Annotated in this window: 17 protein-coding genes; 5 read left to right on the top strand and 12 right to left on the bottom strand. The window is 44.8% G+C overall.

Annotated elements, in window-relative coordinates; translation table 11 throughout:
• Positions 1 to 71: 71 nt before the first annotated feature.
• From trpA to M1L62_RS24295, 3 genes are all read right to left on the bottom strand, one after another.
• Complete coding sequence (gene trpA, locus M1L62_RS24305) at positions 72 to 851, bottom strand: tryptophan synthase subunit alpha (protein WP_254562245.1); 780 nt, start codon at positions 849 to 851, stop codon at positions 72 to 74.
• Positions 835 to 2,043 (bottom strand): tryptophan synthase subunit beta, encoded by a 1,209-nt coding sequence (gene trpB, locus M1L62_RS24300; protein ID WP_254562244.1) that lies wholly within the window; start codon positions 2,041 to 2,043, stop codon positions 835 to 837. Before trpB ends, trpA begins: the two co-directional genes overlap by 17 nt.
• A gap of 247 nt (positions 2,044 to 2,290) precedes the next feature.
• Positions 2,291 to 3,187, bottom strand: a complete 897-nt coding sequence (locus tag M1L62_RS24295; protein ID WP_254562243.1) for a LysR family transcriptional regulator — start codon at positions 3,185 to 3,187, stop codon at positions 2,291 to 2,293.
• A 176-nt stretch (positions 3,188 to 3,363) separates the two neighbouring features.
• On the opposite strand from M1L62_RS24295, the gene M1L62_RS24290 reads away from it, so the two are divergent.
• The 3 genes from M1L62_RS24290 to M1L62_RS24280 all read left to right on the top strand — a co-directional run bounded on the left by M1L62_RS24290 (position 3,364) and on the right by M1L62_RS24280 (position 5,822).
• The gene (locus M1L62_RS24290) at positions 3,364 to 4,356 is read left to right on the top strand and encodes an aldo/keto reductase (RefSeq protein ID WP_254562242.1); all 993 of its coding nucleotides are present in this window, start codon (positions 3,364 to 3,366) and stop codon (positions 4,354 to 4,356) included.
• A gap of 38 nt (positions 4,357 to 4,394) precedes the next feature.
• Positions 4,395 to 5,321 carry an NAD-dependent epimerase/dehydratase family protein gene (locus tag M1L62_RS24285; protein ID WP_254562241.1) on the top strand — a complete coding sequence of 309 codons (927 nt, stop codon included), beginning with the start codon at positions 4,395 to 4,397 and terminating at the stop codon, positions 5,319 to 5,321.
• 198 nt (positions 5,322 to 5,519) lie between these two features.
• The gene (locus M1L62_RS24280) at positions 5,520 to 5,822 is read left to right on the top strand and encodes a hypothetical protein (RefSeq protein WP_254562240.1); all 303 of its coding nucleotides are present in this window, start codon (positions 5,520 to 5,522) and stop codon (positions 5,820 to 5,822) included.
• 105 nt (positions 5,823 to 5,927) lie between these two features.
• Here the strand turns inward: M1L62_RS24280 and M1L62_RS24275 are convergent, their stop codons facing one another.
• From M1L62_RS24275 to M1L62_RS24245, 7 genes are all read right to left on the bottom strand, one after another.
• Positions 5,928 to 7,655 (bottom strand): hypothetical protein, encoded by a 1,728-nt coding sequence (locus tag M1L62_RS24275; protein ID WP_254562239.1) that lies wholly within the window; start codon positions 7,653 to 7,655, stop codon positions 5,928 to 5,930.
• 170 nt (positions 7,656 to 7,825) lie between these two features.
• On the bottom strand, positions 7,826 to 8,707 hold the full coding sequence (locus M1L62_RS24270; RefSeq protein WP_254562238.1) for an IPT/TIG domain-containing protein: 882 nt from the start codon (positions 8,705 to 8,707) through the stop codon (positions 7,826 to 7,828).
• Positions 8,708 to 8,725: 18 nt separating this feature from the next.
• Positions 8,726 to 9,883, bottom strand: a complete 1,158-nt coding sequence (locus M1L62_RS24265; protein WP_254562237.1) for a glycan-binding surface protein — start codon at positions 9,881 to 9,883, stop codon at positions 8,726 to 8,728.
• 31 nt (positions 9,884 to 9,914) lie between these two features.
• Positions 9,915 to 11,594, bottom strand: coding sequence for a RagB/SusD family nutrient uptake outer membrane protein (locus M1L62_RS24260; protein ID WP_254562236.1), 1,680 nt, complete (start codon positions 11,592 to 11,594; stop codon positions 9,915 to 9,917).
• A gap of 11 nt (positions 11,595 to 11,605) precedes the next feature.
• Positions 11,606 to 15,211 (bottom strand): TonB-dependent receptor, encoded by a 3,606-nt coding sequence (locus M1L62_RS24255; RefSeq protein ID WP_254562235.1) that lies wholly within the window; start codon positions 15,209 to 15,211, stop codon positions 11,606 to 11,608.
• A gap of 234 nt (positions 15,212 to 15,445) precedes the next feature.
• The gene (locus M1L62_RS24250; RefSeq protein ID WP_254562234.1) at positions 15,446 to 16,696 is read right to left on the bottom strand and encodes a FecR family protein; all 1,251 of its coding nucleotides are present in this window, start codon (positions 16,694 to 16,696) and stop codon (positions 15,446 to 15,448) included.
• 74 nt (positions 16,697 to 16,770) lie between these two features.
• A complete protein-coding gene (locus tag M1L62_RS24245; protein WP_254562233.1) occupies positions 16,771 to 17,367 on the bottom strand; it encodes an RNA polymerase sigma factor in 597 nt (198 codons plus the stop codon).
• Between the two features lie 380 nt (positions 17,368 to 17,747).
• Between M1L62_RS24245 and M1L62_RS24240 the strand changes: the two genes are divergently transcribed.
• Positions 17,748 to 18,905, top strand: a complete 1,158-nt coding sequence (locus M1L62_RS24240; RefSeq protein WP_254562232.1) for a TlpA family protein disulfide reductase — start codon at positions 17,748 to 17,750, stop codon at positions 18,903 to 18,905.
• Here M1L62_RS24240 and M1L62_RS24235 read toward each other — a convergent pair whose 3' ends face one another.
• Positions 18,906 to 20,930 carry an ATP-binding protein gene (locus M1L62_RS24235; protein ID WP_254562231.1) on the bottom strand — a complete coding sequence of 675 codons (2,025 nt, stop codon included), beginning with the start codon at positions 20,928 to 20,930 and terminating at the stop codon, positions 18,906 to 18,908. It abuts the gene before it with no gap.
• A 334-nt stretch (positions 20,931 to 21,264) separates the two neighbouring features.
• Here M1L62_RS24235 and M1L62_RS24230 point away from each other — a divergent pair, with 334 nt between their 5' ends.
• A complete protein-coding gene (locus tag M1L62_RS24230; RefSeq protein ID WP_254562230.1) occupies positions 21,265 to 23,013 on the top strand; it encodes an SMP-30/gluconolactonase/LRE family protein in 1,749 nt (582 codons plus the stop codon).
• 88 nt (positions 23,014 to 23,101) lie between these two features.
• Here the strand turns inward: M1L62_RS24230 and M1L62_RS24225 are convergent, their stop codons facing one another.
• Positions 23,102 to 25,615 carry a phosphocholine-specific phospholipase C gene (locus tag M1L62_RS24225; protein WP_254562229.1) on the bottom strand — a complete coding sequence of 838 codons (2,514 nt, stop codon included), beginning with the start codon at positions 25,613 to 25,615 and terminating at the stop codon, positions 23,102 to 23,104.
• Positions 25,616 to 25,762 lie beyond the last annotated feature (147 nt).

Here is a 25,762-nt window from a genome sequence, read left to right as displayed (position 1 = left end):
CTACATGAATTTTATGATCTGCACTCATCTCCCTCTGACTTATTCTTTCACAGAAAAGATAAAACCGCTCGTCAATCCTTCAAACCTTCGATAAATCCAGTAATTTTATCAGGATCAAAACCGCCTTCCAATGCCTGGATAAATGCCGACCCAACGATCACGCCATCCGCATATTGGCTCACAAATTTAATATCTTCACGCGTTTTGATATTAAATCCGATCACCACAGGATTTCTGAAATTCTGAATTTGCAATTGCTCAAAATACGCCTGACTATCTTCCATTTTACTGGATGCGCCTGTGGTGGAACTGCTGGAAACAGCATACAAAAAACTTTCTGTTAGCCCGTCAATTTCTGCGAGACGCGCGCTGCTGGTTTGCGGAGAAATCATAAACACAGGTGCGATATTATTTTCCCGATAAAAATCGCTATAATGTTTTTTAAATTCAATTACGGGCAAATCCGGTAATAACAAGCCGTCAACGCCCACTTTTTCGCATTGTTTGCAAAACCTGTCAAAACCATACTGGTAAACCGGATTCATGGATCCCATCAATACAATCGGAATGGAAATGTGCGCGCGGACCGCTGCGAGCTGATCAAACAGAACATCCATTGTCATTCCATTTCCCAACGCTATCTGATGGCTATTAAGGATCACTGGACCATCCATGATCGAATCCGAAAAGGGGATCCCGATTTCTACAAAATCGATACCTGAGTTTTGTAATATTTCGAGCAGAGGAACCGTGTCATGCAGTTTTGGATAACCCGCCGTCAGGTAAATACTGCGTTTTTTACCAGGACTACTAAACATTTTGCTCAGACGGTTTTCATTTAACAGACTCATGATTGGCTTTTTGAGAGGTTGAATAATTGATATAAGTTTCCAGGTCTTTATCGCCACGGCCGGAGAGGCACAGGACTACAACATCCGTTGGTTTGAGACGCAGCTGAGCCAGCGCAGCCAGTGCGTGTGCTGATTCAATGGCAGGAATGATGCCTTCATTTTCACTGAGCGCTATACCGGCGGCCATGGCTTCATCATCCGTAACGGCTACAAATTCAGCGCGTCCGGTATCATGCAGATACGCATGAAGCGGCCCGATTCCCGGGTAATCCAATCCGGCCGAAATCGAATGTGCTTCCAGTACCTGACCTTCCTCGGTCTGCATAAATTTGGTTTTGGTGCCGTGCAGAATACCTTCTTTCCCGAGAAACGTAGCCGCAGCGGAAAAGCCGGAATTTAATCCTTTACCGGCCGCTTCCGCGGCAATCAGTCTCACACCAGGATGATCCAGAAAGTGATAAAATGACCCGGCAGCGTTACTGCCACCACCCACGCAGGCAACAACATAGTCCGGCAGCGATTGCTCCGTAAGCTCCGGAACCTGATCCAACAGCTCCCTGCTGATCACCGACTGAAAACGGGTGACCATATCCGGATAAGGATGCGGCCCCACCACAGAACCGATGACATAATACGTGTCCGTCGGGTTGTTGATCCAGTGGCGGAACGCCTCGTTGGTAGCGTCCTTTAACGTTTTACTGCCCGACACCGCCGGAATTACCTCCGCGCCCAGCAAACGCATACGTTCCACATTTGGAAATTGCCTCTCCATATCCACCTCACCCATGTACACCGAGCATGGCATTTTTAGCAACGCACAGGCCATCGCCGTAGCCACGCCATGAGAACCCGCGCCGGTTTCGGCAACGATACGTTTCTTTCCCAGACGCTTCGCCAGTAAAACCTGCCCCAGGGTATTGTTGATTTTGTGCGAACCGGAATGACATAAATCTTCCCTTTTCAGCCATATGCACGCACCATACAATTCCGACAAATAGGGCGACGGACACAACGGCGTTTCACGTCCGACATAGAGGCGCAAAAGTCGTTTGAACTCATTTTGGAAACCAGGATCATCCAGAATAGCCTGATAGTTTTCTGCCAGTTCTTCCACATTGGAAAATAAAACTTCCGGTACGTACGATCCTCCATAGGGACCATAAAACCCGTTTTCATCAACCTGATAAGACATAATTTTGATAGTTAAAAGAATAAAAAAAAGGCTCCCTGCGAACAGAGAGCCTTGTATAGAGATCAGAAGAAATATCTAACAGAAAAGCCAGCGTTCACAATACCTGCGTTGGGTATTGCGCCACCAGAAAGAAACCGATAAAATGGAGATTTGCTTTTTCATGTTACAAATGTAAGCACGAAAAGTAATAGCAAACAAATATTTTGATCATTATTATTCAAATTTGATCAAAATAATTCAAATTATATCAATTCATTACCTCACGGAATAACTTTTTAATAACATCAATTTCTTCCACATACATCGTTTTCTTCCTGGTACCAAAACTTAACGTATTGATCAGTTTCGTTTTACCTTCCCACAAACGTTTGATTTGTCCGTTATCTACTTCCTTCTTGCACAAAAAGTCGGGGATAATGGCGAGTCCTTTGCCACTGGTCAGGCAACGCACAATGGAATTCAAATTAGGAACGATGTAATTCGGCCTGAAATCGGGGTATTTGTTAAAATTCAGTTGCCAGAACTTCCTCAAATGCTCCATATCGCCGGTCGTGCCATACCATTTTTGCTGTTTCAGCCAGGCTTCCAGTTTTTCGGCATCATTTTCGGCTAAAATTTCATTTAACCTGGCGTCATCAATCTCATTACCGCCGACCAGCACAATCGTTTCAGAAGAGAAAGCCTCATGCTCAATTTCCAGGCTGGTACCTTTTTGCGGTGTAATAATCAGGTCAAGGATACCTTTTTCGAGGTTATCCAGCATTTCCGGGTAAAGGCCAAACTGGATGATGACGTTAAATGGCAAGGTCGAAATATACTGCTCCAACGTGATCTGGAAGGTTTCAAAACACATTCCGACACTGATCGTCGGCGTTTGCTTTTCCGTGCTTTTCTGAAAGTTTTTTTCTGCTTCTTCCAGTTTTGAAAGCGGCTCAATAATGAAATTATAAAAAACCTTACCCCTTTCCGTCGGAATCATGCGCCGCGCCGTCCTGTCAAAAAGTTTATAGCCTACATAACTTTCGAGAGAGCTAAGGTGGAGGCTCACGCCGGGCTGCGAAATAAACAAAGTTTCTGCAGCGCCCGTCAGCGTTCCACTCGTATAAATCGCCTTAAATGTCCTGTACCATTCTAAATTTACCATATGCTTATGTATCACTTTAATAATACCAAGCTATAAAAGTACTTATTTTTATGATAATTCTTTTCCTGCCAACTTTGTAAAAAGATTCAGACAGAAGAATATTTCAGCACTGTCGGATGAACAAATACTCATAACAAAGGAAGTCGTAAAAACGCGGCATTATCAATAATAAAATCATGGAATACAGAAAATTAGGCACAACCGATTTAAATTTATCAACCATAACGTACGGCGCTTTTGCCATCGGCGGCTCCATGTGGGGCGGCAACGAAAAAAAGGATTCAATTGATGCAATCCACGCATCCCTCGACCATGGTGTTACCAGTCTGGACACGGCACCTTTTTACGGATTCGGACTGAGTGAAGAACTGATCGGTGAAGCGATCAAGGGACGGGATCGGTCGAAAATCCAGATCCTTAGCAAATTCGGGCTGGTCTGGGACAAGAGTAACCAGGGAAAAGGAGAATATTTCTTTGATGCCGCAGATGATCAGGGAAACCCGGTCCCGGTCTACAAATTTGCTTCGAAAGCAAACATCATCAAAGAAGTAGAAGAAAGCCTGAAACGCCTGGGAACAGATTATCTGGACTTACTTCAAATCCATTGGCCCGATGCCACCACTCCGATTGCTGAAACCATGGAAACGATGGATTTGCTGATTAAACAGGGAAAAATCAGGGCGGCTGGCGTTTGCAACTACGATCTTGCTCAATTAACAACTGCCGAAGAAACCATCAGGCTGGCCTCGAATCAGGTTTCTTACAGCATGTTGAACAGAAGTATTGAAGCAGAAATTGTGCCATATGCGATCGCAAACGATGTTTCCATCATTGCATACAGTCCGCTGGAAAGAGGTTTGTTGACCGGCAAGTATTTCAAGGATTCAAAACTGAAAAGCGACGACCACCGCAACGGGTATTTCGGACAATTCCAGCTTGATCAGGTGGAAGCGTTCATCAACAAAATTCAGCCAATTGCGGATCGTAAAAACGCTACTTTGTCTCAGCTTGTGCTTCGCTGGACAACACTCCAGCCCGGGATCACCATCGTACTCGCCGGTGCCAGAAATGCACAGCAAGCCATTGAAAATGCAGGTGCCATGGATATTCAAATTTCAGACGAAGAATTGACGTTCATCAGCGAAAGTCTGGCACAGCTTAACAAGTAAGTACAAAAGGAATTTCATCCATATTAAAATCAAAAGTCATGTCAATAAATAAAGTATTCATTACCGGCGCGACCGGATATATTGGTGGCTCAGTGGCCGCTCTCCTTTTAAAAAAAGGTTACGAAGTGTCTGCCCTGGTAAGAAAACAGGCTGATGCCGAAAAGTTGAAAGCATTAGGAATTACACCCGTCCTTGGCAACATTCACGACATGCCGGTTTTGCGTAAAGCGGCTGCAAATGCGGATGCCGTTATCCATACTGCCGATGCCGACGATGTATATTCGGTGATCACATTTTTGAAAGAGTTAAAGGGAACGGGTAAAACTTTTATTTTCACGTCCGGATCAAGTCTGGTGGGAGATGACGCGAAGGGGGAAAAAAGCGATATTGTATATTCCGAAGATATTCCCGTACAGCCAAAACTCGAAAAACTTCACCGCGTAGCCATCAATGACCATATACTTGCCGCGGCCAAGGATCAGGTAAGAACCATCGTCATTGTCCCCACCATGGTTTACGGAACCGGAACAGGGATTAAACCCGATAGCATTCAGGTGCCTATGCTGATCGATATTGCAAGAGAAAAACAGGCCGGTGTGTACATTGAAAAAGGCGAAAATAAATGGTCCAATGTTCATATCGAAGATCTTGCAGAACTTTATGTACTTGCCCTTGAAAATGCGCCGGCGGGCTCCTACTTCTATACCGAGAACGGCAGTGCTTCGTTAAAAGACGTGGCGGTGAGCATCAGCAAAATGCTGGGTTTTGAAGGCAAGTCCGTTTCCATCAGCCTGGACAGTGCTATCGCCAAATGGGGACCCGACGGCGCGGCCTACGGGTTTGCATCAAACAGCCTGGTAAATTCTGACAAGGCTAAAAAACTGCTGGGATGGCAGCCAAAATACGCATCAATTCTGGAAGATATCGAGCAGGGATCGTACAAATCTATTCATGCAGATCAATAGATAAATTTAATTATTCCAATACCATATTTTTAGATAATCTCAGTTGTACCGATCATTTCCAAAAGGTTACAACCGAGATTATTTTTTTAGTGTCGGTTTGTCAATTTTGAAAATTTTTTATTTAGAATCGGTCTTGACTTTTCTATACTTTATTCTTATTATTACTACGTTTCTCACCAGTGTAACCAGACTCTACTCATGAAATTAACTGACAAAAAACCCTCCGTCATGGGGTTAAACAATGACGCGTATCTTCAATATCTTGTTCTTCGTTATGTTCAGAATTCAGATGACCCGAAATGGGAATCTTTAAGATGGACCAGTACAGAAGAAATTTCAGCCGAAACCTGGATAGAACTACACAACACTGCAAAAAATGACGTGGAAAATCAAGGGGGAACCCTGAAAGGTTATGAGTTTATCAACAATGAGCTCGTCATCCACGAAAGAATTAATTCAAACGCATGGCCAGCCAACTGGATGTGGGTTATCGAATCCTGATGCAAGCAACCAGGGAAAACTTGCAAAATCAAAAAGCCAAAAAACAACGTAAATTGCTGTTTTTTGGCTTTTAAATTTACCGCTACAACCATTAATAATTAACCATTACTTCCCCTCCACCGTCACAGTAACCATTCCAAACCCCGGCACTGTTACCCTCATGCCGTCTTTTGTCAGTCCGGATTTTGCTTTGAGCGTAGCATAGTCAGCCGGGCCGCCAGCGATCCCGACGGGTGCGGAACCATTGACGATCACTTTTCGCGAAAACTCGCCGTTATCATTGCTTCCCTGTAACTGATACCAATAAAACTTTTCTCCTTTCCTGTAATTTTTCAGCTGTATATCAACCGTTTGCGCCGATGGAGATGTATTCACAAGGGCGATATTGGCTTCGCCCGAAGAATACGTGGAAGCATAAGATTTGATACCGGAATTACTGGTGCTCAAAGATGACTCCACCAGCCGGTCGCCCATCCCCTTTTGCAGAAAATACATGTAATAAAATGAAGGCCGGGGCGTCCATTTGGCTACCGAAGGCTCATTGCCGTCACTGAAAAGTCCGTGATCGTCGCCGTCAGCCCAATAATTTAATAAATCCCAGCGCGCTGCCAATCCGTATTTATTCATCAGTGACTCGCCTACAACCAGCGCGGCAAACAGGCCGCTTATATTCGAAACCTGCTGTTTTGAGCTTTTTGCCCACATATTCCATTCAGTCATGGCAATCGGTTTCTGGGCTGCACCATTCGCGGTCAAAGTCTGTGTGACGAAATTCATCATTTTAGAAGGCTGCGAAAGTGCTGATCCCAATACCACCGCAGCCGTCGAATTCTCCTCATAAGGGGTAAAATAATTATGCACGATATAAAAATCAGCCCTGTTGTTCAGCTCCGGCAGCATGGCGGCGTTCCAGGTTTTGGTGGTGTTCACCTGCCAGGATTCAGTCAGGGACTCATACATCACGGCGCCAATAAATATTTTTACCCCTACTTCCGCTGCTGCTTTTTGCATGGAATCAGCAAAAACCTTGAAATGCTGAGCATATAGTTTTCCCGTCAGATATTCAGGCTGCCCGTCCTTATTCTTTGAAACATCGATACGATAACCCCACTCCCAGTCCGCGTAATTTTCATTGCCAATCTCCCAATATTGTGTCCGTCCTTTATCATAACGAACCCAGTCAGCAGCAAGGTGTGCGGCGGCTGCAACCGGATTTGCGCTTGTCCCATAACGCGCATAACCATAATTGACCGTAAAAACGCCATTGGAATTGCTCTGTTTGATCATATCGTAATAATTGTCAAGGGAAGCCCGCCAGTTATCCTCAGTCCTACCGTAGCCAAATCCCGGGTCTTTTTTAACACCGTCCTTATCGATGAGCTGCAAGGGAACGTCAGCCGGAAGCGCACCCGGCTTCGAATTCCAGAAATACACATCACTGCCGCTGCCAGCCGGAAAACGGACAATGTTTGGTTTCAGATTGGTGATATGGTTCATAAACAACGGCTCCGTCACCATGGGCGACATCCAGATATTCGCGTTATGCCCAAAAACAGTCGGAGGAATTTTTGTAATCACTTTCGCCGCATCCACCGTCAAAGTTGCAACGGCCGTCGCAGGAATTTCGCCCGTTGTGAACGAAGGCACATTGAACGTTTTGGGAGTCCAGTTATCTAAAAACAGCCCCATGGTCTTTGCTATTTCAGGATCGACCGCTGTCTGGATTTTTTCGTCCTGCGTATTGCCGGATGAAACGTCATCTTGTTTACACGACATCAACAAAATGGCTGTAAAAAGCATAGGCATTAACCCCGCCGGTAACTTTGTTCGCATCAGCATGTTTTGGTTATTTGAGTAATGGTCTGGCCGGATCGGCCTGGAAAATGACTGTTACGTAAGGTCTTTGAGCATTGCGCTTACGAAATAAAAGGTATGGAGGGTTAAGCCGGAGGAAGTCTTTCACTCCTCCGGCTTTGATAAAATTCATTTCAGTTTTACCTGAACTATTTTGTTGTAGTACCCGTCACCGGATCGTTGACAAACTTCAGGGAATCCGATGATGCCACATTCACGCCGGAATAAGCCACAACCGCGATCTTTCCTTTTGTAGCCGCTTTGGGTATTTTAACAACCAATTCGGCAGATGTTTTACTGACAAACTCCTTAACCGGCGCAGTAACCCCTTTAAACAAAATACCCATCACGAGGTCGAGATTAGTACCCTTAATTGTCAGATTTTTCTCCCTTTCCGCAGGGTTCGGGGCGATGGACGACACAGAAGGCAAGGTGATCACCAGCTCTTTTTCTGATTCAATGTCAAGTGGCTCGGTACCTCCTGTTGAAAAAACAACAGGGCCCGTCTGCGCACCAAGCGGCACCGTCACAACCAGTTTGTTTATCGTCTGACTCACAAATTTGATAATTGTCGTATCTCTGGCAAAACGTACTGCCTTTACCCAGTTCAGGTAGTCGCCGGTAATGGTGATATTTTCACCGGGACGAGCCTCGGCCGTCACAGTTGTTATTTTCACCGGTACTTCAAAACTCAGCACTGTTTTTGAGACAATATCCCCGCCTGCCGTTTTTAGCGTAACTTTTCCCTCTCCCGTTTCTTTGGGTACAACAAGTGTGATCAATTCCGGTGTATGTTTTGTAAATGCCGAACTTGGAACCGTCGACCCGGTCAGTTCTATGGAAGTAACCTTATTCAGATTGTTTCCGATAAAACTGATTTCTCCACCTGGCAACACACCCGAAGGGCCAAAACTCAGCAGCTGAACTTCATCAGAACTAACTGCATCGTCGTCGTTACAGGCGGCTAGTATTCCCAGGAACATGACAAGGTATAACACAGTGAGGAACCGTGTATTTGATAATATTTTCATTTTTGTATCCGTTAAGAGCTATTTTTTAAGAACCTTTGGCACAACCCGGAAATTATCCAGCGAGATATCCGCAGCAAGTTCGCCGCCGCCATGGAAGAGCAGCCTGGTGTAATAACCGTTTGGATTAACGGCCACTTTCACGCCTGCTTTCTCATAACTCCCCGTAATTTCCTCAAACGGAATCACAATTGTTTTCCACTCTCCTTTGGTGTCGATCGGTGGTGCCCATTGGTATGCATCCGTCAGGAAGTCGCTCAGCCCCACATTGATTTTGAGCATATTGTTGTTGTAGGGTTTCAGCGTGTTTACCTCAAATTTCAGGTTATAGTCCGACGGTTTTAGAATGGCCTCATCGGGAACATTTTTGCTGATTGCGCCCATGGCATCCGGCGGACCGCCCGCAACTTCTTTCCACGCCCAACCGGCGATGGTTTCTTTCACACGGATATAATTTCCATTGATTGCTACGGGATCTCCTTCACCTGGTTTTTTCACGACATATTTCTCGTTCCACCAACCTGTAAACGGATCACTGCTCAGGAAAATATTACGGTTGTCACGGAACCAGAAATTCGATTTTGTTTCACCAAAATTGGTTTTGACCGTAATCTGTCCCGGATTTGCACCTTCGGGAATACGCACCTGGATCATATCATCCTCTACCAGAACAAGCTCTCCTTTAACCCCTCCGGCAAAGGTTACCGTCAACGGTTCATAGAAATAATTGCCCCTGATGGTCGCCACAGCACCCGCAGGCACGTATTCACAGTTCATGCTGGCCACATCCGGTTCGCTGATCTGAACTTTAAAATCATGCAATAACGTTTGGCCGTCCGCAAATATGATTTTGAGTTTATTGCTGATCTCTGCAGGGACTTCGCTTGGCACACTCACCAGAATTGTTTTGTTGGTCACATAGGTGGGTGTCAGGGTTGCTTTCTGATCGTTAAACCAGATTTCCCGTGCCCCTTCGAGATTTTCGCCAACGATGGCAATCAGGTTTCCCTGAAAAGCACCGGTCAGCAACGAATCCGAAGATTCCGGTTTTGTAATTCGGACGTACTTGATGGTGGGTTGTCCGCCGTTCGGAGCGTCGTCGTCCGAACAGGAAAAGTTGATACCGACCAAGGCCGCCAACACTGCAAAAAGCAGCATAGATCTATATATTTTTCTCATCTGAATAGCTGTTTTGAATGAACCAAAGGATCTACTTGCTGTAATAATCAACCGGTGGCTTCTGAAGGTTGGGTGCCTGACTTAACTCTGCCGACGGAATTGGCAGAAGAAAATTTCCACTATTGGCAACAATTGTTCTTTCCGTTGTAGCCCAGCTGGTTTTTGTAAACGTCCAGGAAGTCGGGTTCGGAAACTGATCGGGAGCAGTAAAAAACATCCCACGATCCTGCTCATTCAAAATGGAATAAGCTTTTGCAGCGTCATAATAATGCAGACTGACCAGATCGTACCAAGCCATCCCCTCCATGGCAAATTCACACAGACGTTCTTTAAAAATAACATCAAAAGTAAGCGGTCCTTCAAAAATTGGCAGACCTGCACGCATGTGTACCTTATTGAAATATTGCAGTGCAACAGGATCCGTCGTGGATGTATTGTTACCCAAAACAGCCTCAGCATAAACCAGATACATTTCAGACAAACGCATCATGTAGGTATCGTTTCCGTAGTTCTGCTGCGCTGATTGTCCGCCTACATCTTTCGCCTTGCCTGTTATGTATTTTTTGATAGACAAAAAGTTATTGTCGGTGCCGGTAAAGGGAAATATCAGCTTTTGCTCACCACCGGTTATACTCTGCGTGATCTCCGGATACGACGCGCCCGGAAGCATAAAGGTAGCTTTTAGCCGCTGATCCAGTGTTCTGCCCTGCATACCCGTGGCAGTAACTTTGATCCCGTCATATTTACTCATCATCCACCAGGTCGCACTTTTATCACCACCCCAGCCATCGCCGTTGGCAATATCCGAGCTATAAGCCAGGTAAGCCGGTGTTGAATTTTGGGTTCCCCACACACCGGGAGAATAAACCCATTGCAGCGAAAACAACGATTCTGCATTATTATCATAAGGGAATAAAAACAGGTCCGAGTAATTTTTCAAGAGAGAGCCGCCGCTTTTGATAATCACCCTTTCTGCGTAATATTTCGCACTGTCCAAAAACATCTGATTTCTCTTTCCGGATCCTTTGGCTTCAACACCTGAGCGTGTCAGGTAAAATCTCGCCAGCATACCTTCAGCAGACCATTTCGTAATTCTTCCCGTGCGTATCGGTGTTTCGGGAAGGTCGTTGGCAACGGCACGCATTTCACTTGTTATGAACTTCCAGACACTTTCAGGCGTGTTTCTTGAAACAGACGTATCTGAAAGAATCTTGATATTGTCTTCAATAATGGGCACAGCTCCCCAGTTCATCACCAGCGAACGATAGGCCACAGCCCGCATGAAACGTGCCTCCGCAATAGCCAGCTTTTTTATCGTTGGCGAAACTGCCGAACCAGCATATTGATTAATATTGCTGATCGCCAGGTTCGATTGCCCCACCACAATAAAAAACGACCGCCAGGAAGCACCATTTTCGGGCGTATTTCCGGTTGTATTAAACAGTACATTTCCGCGATCGTTGTAGGCAGAGAATGCAGTTCCCGCTCTGAAATCACCCAAATTGTACGATGCCTTATCGTTATAATCAAACCACACCTTACTGTAAAGCAGTGCGGTAGAGGCTAAAACCTGATCATCGCTCTTGTAAAAACTTGCATCTACGATAGCATCTTTCGGTGGTCTTTCCAGAAAATCTTCCGAGCAGGCAGAAAGGATAAAGACCGGGATCAGCACCGCAATCCAATATATGATATGTTTAAAATCTTTCATTTGATTCAATTTTAGAAGTCTAAACCTAAACTAAAAGTGTAAACCGGAGTCAATGGATAACGGCCGTAGTCGAGACCAATAGCCTGGTTGGAAGGACCCGAATCTCTTGATACATAAGCCCCCACTTCGGGATCAAAACCGGTGTATTTGGTGAAAGTCAAAACGTTTTGAGCGCCTACTGAAACCCTGGCTCCGCGGATTATCTTTTGTTTTGACATAAAAGAGGCCGGGACATTGTAGGTTAGCGAAACATTTTTCAGACGAATAAATGAACCGTCTTCCACCCATTTATTGGTATGTCTGGTAAAGTTTCCATTGGGTCCGTTTGAAATTCTGGCGACATCCGTACCCGGATTGGATAACACAACTTCTCCGCTTGCATTGGTCGTTGGCTTTGCATAGTCCATCGCATGTACCAGCAGATTCCGGCTCAAATTGATATTGCTTGCATTGGTGTTCAGCTTCCCAAGATAATTGTAAATGTCGTTGCCATAAGTGCTGGTAAACAACAGGCTAAGATCAAAACCTTTGTAAGAGAATGTGTTGGTTAACCCGGCAAAAAGTTTCGGCCAGGGATTCCCGATTACTGTAAGATCTTTTTCATCGATTTTGCCGTCACCGTTGACATCTTTGAACTTCACGTCGCCTACCCAGATATTGTTCACATCCGTTGGAAGCCTTTTTCCATTGTTGTCAACCGGCACCGGGCTGCCATCAATTTCTGCAACATTCTGGAACAAACCCTCTTCCATATACCCGCGGAATAACCATGGAGCCTTGCCCACTTCGGAACGCTGCGTCCAGTCCTGCATCCACCAGGAGGTTCGATCGACAAAAGCACTTTCAGAATAGAACGACTTGATTTTGGTTTTGAAGCTCGACAAATTGAAACTTGTCTCCCACTTAAAACCGCCGCGATTGATATTGGTGGTATTAATGGTAAAACCAAAACCCTTGTTTTGCAAAGCACCGATATTGACAGTCGGGGAACCTACTGCGCCCGTTCCGTTGGTGCCCATGTACCACGGTAAAGGTTTTTCCATCAACAGGTTATCGGTGTTTTTGATATAATAATCCAGTTCAAACTGGATACGGTTTTCCAGAAGACCGATGTTGATACCGAAGTTTTTGGTTTTGGTTTCTTCCCATTTCAAACCCGGATTGCTGTATTTAGTCGGGAGAAAACCTGTTGATGTTGGCGTAGCCCCTGTTCCCATTGGCGAATAAATACCGCCACCGCCCTGGTTTCCGGTCACACCGGTTTCGAATCTCAACTTCAATTCATTGATAAAAGGAACATTGAAAAACGCCTCCTGCGAAACGCGCCAGGCTGCTGATACCGAAGGGAAAACGCCCCATTTATTGTCTTTACCAAAATTTGCAGACCCATCTCGTCTGACCGTTCCCATGATAATATAACGATCGGCGTAGTTGTAGTTTACCCTTCCAAGGTAAGATTCCATCGCCCAGTCGCCCGAGCCTCCCGTGTTGCTGGCCGTTAAAGCATCACCGGCTGCAAGGTCATGGATATCGTTGGTCAGGAAACCAGTTCTGGTTGCACCCACATTTTTGTAGGATGAAACCTGCGCCTCATGGCTCACCATTGCACTGATGTTGTGTTTGCCAAAAGTCTTGTTGTATTCAAGCAGCTGGTTCCAGTTCCAGTACGTATTCGTTCCTGTTCCGTTTGTCAGAGAAGCCGTCACGTTTTTTGCCCATCCAATCGAATAGGTTGGGATGTAGTACGTAGAATTTGAAAAACCGAGATTGGTATTGAATGACGATCTGAAATTCAGCCCTTTAATGATTTCAATTCCCAAATTCAATCCTCCCAGAAATTGTCGTCTCACCAGTTTGTTGGTTGTCAGATTGGCAATCGCGATCGGGTTAACGGGAGCAAACTGGTTGGCTCCGTTGTTTTCATCTCCACCGCCCCACGAGCCGTCGATATTTTTCACCGGCACCTGCGGCGTGAGCTGCAAAGCGCTGGCAATAACGTTTTCCTGGCTGGTTGTCAGATTATCGTTGGTTTGGTTGAAACTCAGATTAGCCCCGATAGAAGCCCATTTTCTGGGTTTGTTATCAAGATTCAGCCTGAAACCATACCGGTTAAATCCGGATCCCTGTGCTACACCATCCTGTTTCAAATATTCCCCGGATAAGTAATAGGTTGTCTTGTCATTTCCTCCACTCAAACTTAGCTGATGTTTATTCATCGGAGCACTTTTAAAAAGCTCCTTTTGCCAGTCCGTTCCTGAACCCAATAATGAAGGATCCAAAAATTCTGTTGGCGTATCGCCGCCGGCAAGCTGATGGTATTCGCCAACCATCTGAGCGTATTGCTGCAAATTCATCACTTTCAAAGCCTCAGGTGCGGTCTGAAGGCTGTACTGATAGCCGTACGATATTTTTGTATCGCCAGATTTACCCCGTTTTGTCGTCACGATCAATACCCCGTTGGTAGCCCGTGAACCATAAATTGCAGTAGCAGAAGGGCCCTGAAGAACTTCAATGGATTCGATATCAGCCGGATTTAAACCCGCCAGCGGATTGGAGGAACTTTGTGAGCCGAACGAAACGGACTGACCCGGAATTTGCACACCGTCAACCACATACAAAGGCTCATTGCTTCCGCTGATTGAGTTCACACCACGGATATTTACCGAAATCCCGCCGCCCGGCTGTCCCGAGTTTTGCGTTATATAAACGCCGGCAGCCCGTCCCTGAATGGCCTGTTCAATAGTCGTGTTGACTGTTCTGCCGATTTCCTTCGCCGATACAGAGGTTTGCGCGGTTGTGAGGTCGGCACGTTTCATTTCGCCATAACCCACCACTACTACTTCATCCAGTGCCTTTGTATCAACCAGCATCGTCACATCTATAACACTTTTTGTACCTACGTTTACCTCTTTTGGCACGTAACCTACAAAGGAAAAAATGAGAACGGAACTTGTTCCCGGCACAGCCAGTGAAAACTTTCCATCGGTGCCGGTGGTAGTTCCCTGCGACATTCCTTTGATCACAATACTAACGCCCGGCAAAGGCTCTCCCTTTTCGTCCGTAACTTTTCCCTTAATATCGATTGCAGCCAGTTGATAGGCCGAGACGCGCTTGGCAAGCAAATCAGCCCCGCCAATATCCGCTTTGGTCATTTCAGGCGCCGACATACTTTCCTGAGCATTGGCAGGAAACGTAAAGTTTTCAGCGGTAGACTTGCGTTTTTTTACAACAATCGTTTTATCGATGATGGAATAACTAAGCGGCTGGTTTTCAAAAACCTTGTCAAGAACCGCTTTCAGTTCCTCTCCCGTCACCCTGATATTCACCGGGCGGGTATTTTTCAGTAACTTATTATTGTATAGAAAGTTATACCCGGTTTGTTTCCTTATTTCATTGAATACCTTTTCAAGCCCGCTGTTATTTTCGTTCAGTCTAACGGTTTGTGAATATACGCCCGCGCTGACCTGCATAAAAGCCACAAAAAAGAGAAAGGCCGTCAGCTTCATAATTCTAACTATTTTGAGTTTTAGATCCGCTGGCAGCGATCTGTCCTTGGCACGAAGACGGTCGGGAATCAGACGGGCATACCCGCGTTGATAAAGTAAAGCATATTTCATACTTTTACAGTGTTTAGATGTTGTACATGGTTTGAGGTTCTCAATAATCGCGGCTGTGTAATAACCTGAACATCTGCTATACTGATTCCAGCCAAAGAGTTCAGTGTAGATGATCCACTTCGGACTCCAATCCGAAGTGTTTTTTTTGGTTATCCAGCAAATTTCAGGTCAGCTGTCGTCCGTCATGATGTCTGGGTTAAATGATGGTTTTATATGATCTTGCAAATCTTAGGGTTATTCTGCCGCCGTGACCTCCACTTTGTTATCCTTCACAGAAAATTTCACCCCGCCACCCTCTTCCAGGATGTTAAGCACATTGGAGATCGCCACTTTCTTGGATACGTAACCCGTAAACTGGTCCTGTGGAAGAGGGCCATGGTACACTACATCCAGGTCATACCAGCGCGATAGCTGACGCATGACTTCCTGAATATCAGTGTCTTTAAATTTAAAGAATCCTTTTTGCCAGGCTACCGCACTTTCAGTATCCACTTTTTCTACGGCTATGTCTGCCACACTGGATTTCGAACGTTTGAGAATGGATTGCTCACCCGGTTTCAGATTAACCGCCGCTCCCACTTTCCCGGCCGCTCCCTGAATCGCATAAACTTTTACACTTCCTTCCAGGAGCGTAGTTTTCACAGCAGATTCGTCGCGGTAGGAATTCACGTTAAAATGAGTGCCAACCACCTCGATCACCTGGTTATTGCAAACAACCCGGAACGGTACTTTCCGATTATTTAACCGGTAAGATGCCACTTCAAAATAAACCTCTCCGGTAATTTCCACCTTTCTTTCGATGCCATTGAACACAGCCGGAAACCGGATGGACGATAGCGAATTGAGCCACACTTTGGTACCGTCCGAAAGGTTGATCTGATATTGACCCGCTTTGGGTGTTGTGATCTGGTTAAAAATCTCAGTTTTGCTGCTACCCGAATGGCCATCATTTTGTTTGGAATAAACCAATTGTCCGTCGGTAACCTTATTGATTTCGATACCCGACTGGCTGGCGATCTGTCCGTCAATGGCCTCGTTCAGATTGATAGTTGAGCCATCCGAAAGTGTCAGCAATGCCCTGTTTCCACCGGGTGCAGCGTCATTAAGTGCAACTTCTGCCAACCTGCTTTCGGTTCCAACGTTCTTGTTGAAAAAGACATAATAACTTCCAATACCGATCAGCACAATGACAGCAGCAGCAGAAAATCGTCGCAGGTATCCCCAGAAACTGATCACGCGGGATTCAATCTCCGGCGATTCAAGTGCGTCAATACGCTCCTCAATTCCTGCGGCCAGACCTGCATGATTATCAAACTCGTTCACAACCGATTTGCTCTCTGAAATCCGGGCATAATGATCCATGACCTGTTGCGCTTCCTGTGCTGAAATGGAATTAAACCATTTCAAAAACAGCTCATGCTCCTCAGGCGTATGCTGGTTTTGGATATACCTTTCAAGAAATGTGATGTAGTATTTTTCTTCCATATAATGAGAAGACGGATTGGCATCCGAAAAGAACCCCTCACTATTAAAATTATTTTCACTTTTTTTTGAACTTATTAAATAGGAAGCAGGAAATACATAAAAATTACCACATCTGCTGTAATTTCTCCATGCTTACGAAGATAATCTTTTACGAAACCGGTGGCTGCGTACAATTGTTTTTTTACCACAGATTTTGAAATAGCCAGGCGTTCGGCAATTTCATCGAGCGATAATTCTTCCCTGGTTTTCAATTCAAAAACCTCTCTCCTTTTTTCAGGAAGCAGGTTAATGGCGTCCTGTGCAAGCTGATAATATTGTCCGTAAATGAGGTTATCGTCTGCCTGCTCCTCGCAAGCCTCTTCAAACGGACCGGATAAGGTAAAAAATCTTGACTGAGACTGCTCCTTGCGCATATGATCAAGCAGCTGATTTTTGGCAGTTTTAAAAATATAGGCCTGAAATGAGTGAACCGTTAAAAGCCCTTCTTTTTTCTCCCAAATCTTCACAAAAACATCCTGTACAATTTCCTCACTCAACTCTCTGGATTTTGTAAAAAGAAACATATACTTCATGAGTGCTGAAAGATAAGCCGTATACAAATTTGCATACGCCTCCCGGTCGCCGCCAGCGCAACGATCCATCAAATCTCTTTCGTCTGTCAATCCGGTCATTTATATAAATATTATATCAAAATAGTGTCATGTTTTTAAGATCAATAACACTGCGGGTATTTCCGAACCTGAAAGTACCTGCGAAGACACAAAGGACAATATTATATTTATTCTCCAATTAGTTCAAAACAAAGTTAATTAATAATTCATTTCTTCTGCAAATGATGAGATAACAAAAGTTTCAGGGGACAGAAGAAGTGAACTCAACAGACAGTTTAGCTCAACTTTGTATTGTTTTATGATAAAATAAGACCATTAAAAGTTTGATGAAATTTAAAGTACACTTAGTAGTATATAAAATTTAATTATATATTTACTTTCAAACAGATCAATACGCGAAAAGTATACGTTTTCTTCTTCTTATCTAAACTTTATCAGCCATGAAAACAACGATCCTTTATTTTCAGTCAGTACGGAAACTATGCGCCAAAGCTGCCCTGATAAGCACCTTTTACATTTTGTGTTCATGTGCTACACCCAGGGAAGATGAAAATGCAGTTATTACAATTGACTTAAAGGCCCCCAATACCCATCTGGAAGGCAAGATGCTTTATCTTGGAGATACTGGAACGCGCGATTTTCGGGATTCTTCCGTCGTAAAAAACGGCAAATCTCAGTTTACTGTAAAAACCGACAAAAACTTCGTGCCCTTTCAGGCCAGTATTTTGTATAAGTCCGGCAATCCCAACGCCCCATACCGTCTTATTGGTTATAATAACCCCTACCAGAAGAATACGCATGAGTCTTTTTTCTATGTGGATAAGGGCATTTCAAAATTTGAGAATTATGATATTTTTAAAATAAATGATTCCACAACCATTACCGAACTCCGATTTCTTAATATCAACAAACAGAGCGAGGCAGCATTTAAGCATCTGAATTTAAAAGTCACCTCAAAACAAACACAAAAAAACAGAGACTTCAATACCGCACTCGTCAGACAATATGCATATTCACTTGACGTATTGAATATCGTTAATTATAGTAAAGCCAACCTGAAAGACGAGGAATTAAAACATCTGTTGTCGCTTTTTGACGAAGAAGTCACCAAGTCGCAACTATACAAAAATCTTCTGGCTTATGCGGATTATGAAAACAAAACCGGCGCACCTTTCCCTAATGATATTTCTTTAAAGCAACCGGATGGTGCATCCTCCGCAGCGGTTCTTCACGAAACGGCAAAGTATAATCTCGTCGTTTTCTGGGCAAGCTGGTGTGGTCCCTGCCGCATGGAAATTCCACAGATCAAGTCGCTTTATGGCAAACACAAAAATGACCTGAACATCGTCAGTATATCGACTGACAAAAATGAAAAACAGTGGCAAACTGCACTGATAAAAGAGCAAATGCCCTGGAAACAATATTTAATCGAGGACGGAAACGCACTCGCCAAGCTCGATAAAAAATACCATTTGGAATCTATTCCCGTATGGCTCCTTTTTGACGAAAACCATCAGCTGATCGACAGGCAGGTTGGTTACTCGCCGGGCGCTGATGGTATTGAAGAAAAGGTGGAAGCACACCTGAAAACCAAATAATTAAACCGGCAGCTCGATCACTAGTTCCGTTCCCTGTGCGTCGGACTGAATATTCATTTGCCCGTTGAGCCCGGATACTCTTTGCTTAATCGACCGCAAGCCTATGCCTTCCTTTTGACTTTGTGCATCAAAACCTTTACCATCATCCCGGATGTGCATCACCACGGATTTAACATCCTTGTAAAGAATAATGTTAATCCGTTGTGCCTTGCTATGTTTCAGGATGTTGGTAATCGCCTCCTGAATAATTCTCAGCAATTCAATTTTAATCTGATGTGATAAATCAACCAGAGATTCGTCATCTATCAGCAATTCCTGGGCAAATAAATCCTGTGGCAGAGCCTTGGCCATGACATTTTCAATGATCTCTGAAAATGAAGATTTTTCTTCCTTCTCAGACAACCTGAACCACTCATGGCTTTTCGCCCTTACACTGAGATAAGCCTGTTCCAAAATTTTTGTTATTTCCCGTAGCCGCCTCCCCTGATTCTCATTTTCAGACGCCTTGGCTTCATGTTCCAGCAGAATTTTGGCAGAGGCAAGCGTCCCGGCCAAATCGTCGTGAAGCTCCATGCTGATCCGTTTCTGCTCGATTTTGGTCACGAGCCGGTTTCTTTCTTCGAGTTCAGCAATCTGGATCTGACTGGCAAAATTGAGCTTTTCAATTTTATTTTGTGATAGCTGCTCCGCCTTCATTTCTTTGATTTTCAGCTTCCTGTTACGGTTATAAAAAATCATGACAACAACCACAAAACTAAGCGACGCAATGATCGTGATAGCTATCGCCCGGTCGCGCTGCTTTCCCCTCAGCGTATTTTTACTTTGCAGATCCTTAACCTGAGCTTCCTTTTTGACAAAATTGTATTTTTGTTCTACCTCAAAAACATGACCGCGGTTTTTAAAAACATCCATCGAATCCTTAGTCATTTTATTGATTTCAAGATGAACCAGGGCTTCCTCCAAACGATTTTCCTCTTTGTAATATTTGTATAAAATGTCTGTAATTTCGTTCACAAGCGGGACATTCTTACGTAATATTACTCCTTTCTCATCCCTTGAATCCGAAATCAGCTTTTCAAAAATGACTGCCGCCTCCTCTCCCCTGCCAAGAGCCATCAGACTCAATGCTTTGTATTTTCTTAGATAAATGACACTTATGTCTTTCGCCAGCATTGCACTGTACGGCTTTGAAACCATCAGCGAATCACACAAATAAACACAGAGATCAAAATCGTTCGCAAAATAAGCGTCAATGGCACTGAATGTTTGGAATACAGGATTCTGAATATTCTTCAAAGCCGCATCCCGGACTAACGCCTTTATCTTTTCACGATACGTGGCATTACCGCCTTCATACAATTTCAGATAGATGCGAAAACGACTTACCAATACATCTTTATAAATGCCCTTGTATTTCTCCTTCTTGTGGATATCCCTGTAATAATGCAGCGCACTATCCTGATAAGCGATGGCATAGCTGAACAGCCCAAGCGATTCATAAGGACTGCTTAAAGCAGCATACAAATGGCCAAGTTCCGTTGTTTTACCATTCTGCCGGTACCGTTCCAAAGCGGCATAAAGAAAACGCACAGCCTCCTCGTAGTTACCCAAATTCGAATATAAATATCCTTTGAAACGCTCATACGACACTTCTAAATTTTGCCATTTAACCATCCCCTTCCCGCGTACTTTGTCAAGCAGGTCGTTACAATATTTCATACTCATCGCATAATTCCCGGAGGCAGCGTAATACGTAGTTAAATGACTGAGTATTTCAGCCTCCTGATCACCGCCTTGCTGTCCCGGAATCTGCCTCGCCAGATTTAATGCTATTGTATCGAGCTCGTTTTTAAAATTCGGCGGCACATTATTCCTGCCAAATTCCAGAACTTTTATCTCCTCACCGATAGTCAGTTGTGTTTTGTTTTTCGGCACGGGCTTACAGCTATCGGGCAGAATACGGAGCAGCTCCACGCTTATCTGTGCAGTGGCAGGCAGGAAAGAAAAGACAACAGCGGATAACATTATCAATGACAACAAGTGCCTTTTTATTACCACATAAAAACTTGTCATAGAATGCACATACTAAATTTCATCACCGGTACCTTGATAATAGAAATGACTCTATTTTTTAATAGAATTTTTTCTATTATTTTCTACTAGATGACTTTGACGGGCTCTTTTTCAGAAAGTCACCCTTCTTTCGTAAAATTTTCAGAAAAAATTTCCGGCCAATAATTTTCTACATCAAGACCAGTCATATCTATAATTCAGGTCGTCATAAAAAGGATAAAAACCCGAGCACAGTAGATATCGGAGAATTGTTATTTATAGTATAAAATATCTAACGATCAGACACATGAAGCAGCTTCTCCTCCTGACATTATTACTTTCTGCGCGACTGCTATTTGCTCAGGCTCCTGCCGAAAATTACCCGACAGATCCTGCCTCTGAGGAACAGGCAGGTGTGCCCAAAGGAGAAGTTTTAAAATTTACTTTTGACAATTCGAAGATATTTCCCGGTACCTGGCGCGAGTACTGGGTGTATATTCCGGCTCAATATAAGTCAGGCCAACCAGCCTGCGTATACGTCAATCAGGACGGGATTCAATGGAAAGCTCCCACCGTTTTTGATAACCTGATCCACAGGAAGGAAATGCCGGTAACAATCGGGGTTTTCGTGATGCACGGAAAAGTAAAAGCGCAGGAAGGAAGTGAAGCCCTCGACCGGTTCAACAGAAGTTTCGAGTACGACGGTCTCGGGGATGCCTATGCAAGGTTTATTCTCGACGAAATTCTCCCGGAAGTTGAAAAGCAGAAAACGAGTGACGGACGTGTTATCCGGTTATCCAAAAATGGAAATGATCGCGCGATCGGCGGATCCAGCAGCGGCGCTGTTTGCGCCTTTACGGCCGCCTGGGAACGACCAGATGCCTTTTCCAGGGTTTTCAGCGCGATTGGAACCTATGTGGGTTTGCGCGGAGCGGATCGTTACCCGACGTTGGTAAGAAAGTATGAACCAAAACCTTTGCGGATTTACTTGCAGGATGGAAGCAATGACCTGAACATCTACGCGGGCGACTGGTGGATGGCCAATCAGACCATGTTGCGTGCGCTGACTTTTTCAGGATATGAGGTAAGCCATCAATGGGGCGATGGCGGGCATAACGGCAAACAGGGTACCGCCGTGTTTCCTGAGGCCATGCGTTTTTTATGGAAAGACTGGCCAACCCCTGTCAAATCGGGCTCGACAAAAAATCAGTTACTGGCAGATATTTTGATTCCCGGACAAACCTGGGAGCTGGTGGGAGAAGGTTACAAATTTACCGAGGGACCAGCAGCGAATCAATCGGGAGAGGTTTTCTTTCAGGATATTCCAAATGCAAAAACATATAAATCCGTGGAAGGTAAAGTGACAATGGTGAATGAAGATTCACAGAATGCAACCGGAACTGAGTTTGATAAAGAGGGAAACCGCTATGAGTATGCGAAGAAAACCTTGTCGGTCATGAAGTTTTCGCCAGATGGAAAAAAACAGGAAGTTGTGAAAGATATTGTCGGGAATGATTTGACGGTTGCCTATAACGGGAATATTTATCTGACAGCGCCCGACGGAAAGGACAAACCTTCCACCCTGTTTCTGATCCGTCCGAATGGAGAAAAAACGGAAGTTGACAAGGGAATTTTATTCGCAAATGGATTGGCGCTCTCGCCCGACCAATCCTTACTCTACGTGACCGAGTCTGCCTCACACTGGGTCTGGGCTTATCAGATTCTGGCCGATGGCACGCTGGGAAGTAAACAAAAATTTGGCTGGCTCCATGTCCGTGACACCGAAGAAAATGCCTGGGCCGACGGCATCACCTGCGACCGCGACGGAAGAATGTATGTCGCCACACGCGCAGGAATCCAGATTCTCGATCAGACAGGGCGTGTTAACGCCATACTCCCGACACCGAATGGTGCAGCGTCGAATGTCGCATTCGGTGGTAAAGATTTTGATGTTTTATATGTCACGGCAAATGAAAAGGTTTACAAAAGAAAGCTAAACACGCACGGTGCCAACAACTGGGATAAACCCGTTAAGCCGGCGGCGCCAAAGTTATAATCGCTGATTTGAAACACTAAAAAACCGGCCAAAAGAAACATCGGCCGTTTTTTTCGATTACTACCTATTTTTACTTTTTAAAATATTCTTAAACAATCCCACCCATCAACGGGTCCGTTTTTGTGGCAACACCTGTTTCCACGTGGCCTGCAAAACGCTCCTCAAAGAGGTCATTCCCTTTCAGTTTTACACTGAAATCATACCAGTTATGATTTTTCGAAAGGTTTAAAACCACCGTCGCCTGTCCTTTGGCAGCGATCGTTTTTTGCTGGTTTCCGGATTTATAGCTGTTATCAACCAGGGTTAATGTGTGCGGTTTGGTATCGTTATTCGTTATGGTCACCACAACATTTCCGGTTAACCGCGCCGCGTTCAGTCTGGCAGCTTCGTAGCTGGCCGTTATTTTAAGCAAAGGATTTTGCGCATTTCCGGCAAACTCCCTGTAAAAACCATTCGGACCGTAGACTCGCAAATGATACTGCCCATTCTCAAAATCTTTGAGGCTCCACTCGTCTTTCAGCATATCACCCGCGGCCACGCTATAATCCCATGATCTCAGCGGATCGTTTTGGAACGGACTCATGGCATAAACGCGGAACGGCGATCCCGTGGCCTTATTCCCAAAAACCTTGTTACCGGCACTGAATGACAGTTCTACACTATTTTTCGCTTTGTTAAAAACGCTGTGTGCATACATTTCATAAGGCAGCGGACAGGCAGGACGTACACCTTTTTCCTGTTTCGGGAAATACGGAGAATCGGCATGATTGGTATTGATCTGCTCAATTTCAGAGGCCGTCAACTGCTTGTAGTTATTGGGCGCGTCCTTGAACCGTGCCTGATGAATCCCTTCAATAAATGGCTTTCTGTCCAAAAACTCAGGTTTGGTGATCGTCTCACCGTTATAGGGACGAAAAACCGACGTCAGGTCGCCGCAAATGGCACGTCGCCATGCTGTGATATTTTCTTCCTTGATTTTTTTGTTGAACTTCTTTTCCAAAAAGTTTTCCAGAAACTGTAAAGACGAAGTATGGTCAAAAACCTCGGAGTTTACAAACCCACCGCGTGACCACGGCGAAGCAATAATCATCGGCACCCGGTAACCCAACCCAATCGAACCTTCCCGGATATTACTTTCCACCATCGACGGATTGGTTTGTTGAACACGCGTCGCAAAATCCATCTTTGGGTCAATGCCTTTGGACACCTTTCCGGTGTTTTCCTTATACGGATTGGGAACAACATAAGGCGCCATATGGTCGAAATAACCGTCATTTTCATCGTAGGTAACGATAAAAATCGTTTTCTTCCATACTTCCGGATTTTGGAGCAAAATCTCCATAGCCTCACTCACATACCAGGGGCCAAACCAGGGTTGTCCCGGGTGATCCGAAAAATGTGCGGGTGGCATCAGCCACGAAACGGTTGGTAAAGTTCCGTTTTTCACATCCTCGCGAAACTGATGGAATACGTCTCCCTTCGGCACTTTAAGCTCCCGCTCCTTGCCATCGTCGTCGTATGTCAAGGATTCCAGTTCATGATAATACTGGTCGTTAATGTTGGTTATGAACGCTTTATTATGCAGTTCTTTCGCCTGTTCCGAAAGGTTGTTATACGTTTCTGTCGTAAACCGGGCCTGAGCAGTTTGGATCAACGCAAGCAGTTTTTTAGCCGCGGCAAGTCGCTGCGTCACTTTTTCGTCCGCAGGCTGTTTTTCCAGCTCAGCAATCTGCTGAACCAGATTTTCCTTTTTCGTTTGCAAATTGGCAATACCACCCTCGTGCAAACGCACATTATACTGCTTGTAATATTCCAGTACGTTGGTCCCAAAATTGCTAAGCCATGCACTCTCCTCCCCTTTCAAACCATAACCCATGGTCAGCTCATTCTGGTAAACTTTCCACGAAACACCATTCTCCTGAAGACGTTCCGGATAGGTTTTCCAGCCAAGTTCAGGATATTCATAGTTGCTGTTGTTCCATAAATGCGCCACGGCATCCACCTCATTCCTTTCACGAACCGTGCCTGTCATCCAGTAATGACGGTTTGGGTGCGTACCCGTTATGCTCGAACAAAAATTGTGATCACAAACGGTAAACGCATCAGCCAGGGAATAATAGAACGGAAAATCCTTCCGGTCGCAGTAACCCATCGTCAAAGGAATTTTGGCATAATCCTTATTCCGGGCCTTTTTCACATCGAGCCACTTGTCATATTTTCCGCCGTTCATGGCATCCGTCTGGTCGGTCCAGCCATGAGGAATTGAACCCATCCAGGCCACTTTTGTATCTTTTACATTCAATTGGAACGGGCCGTATGTTTCGCCCTCCTTATTGGTTTGCAGCCATACTTTATTCTTATTCGGCAGAGTGATCGCCCGCGGATCATTGTAACCACGCACACCCTGCAAGGTACCCAGCTGGTGGTCAAACGACCGGTTTTCCTGCATTAAAAACACAATATGCTCAGCGTCGTAAAAGGTACTACCAAGCTCCGGATTTATCGCCAGGGCCTTTTCGATCACGGCAGGCAGCATATTCGCCATGGCGCCGGTACCCGACAGAAGCGCTGCTTTTTTTAAGAAATCTCTTCTTGAATTCATTTTAATTAAGATACTTTACAGAACAAGACCGATATAAAAGAAATACCGGGCCGGATTTAGCCTGAATTTTAAAACATATAATTCAGGTCAAATATATTACAGTAAACCGGCCACCATGTTAAGCATCAGTTAACAGATGATCACTTT

The organism is Dyadobacter diqingensis, from assembly GCF_024220585.1.
Classification (GTDB): Bacteria; Bacteroidota; Bacteroidia; order Cytophagales; family Spirosomataceae; genus Dyadobacter; species Dyadobacter diqingensis.
The sequence above is the reverse complement of the archived record's forward strand: the minus strand, read 5'-3'. Positions and strand labels throughout refer to the sequence as shown.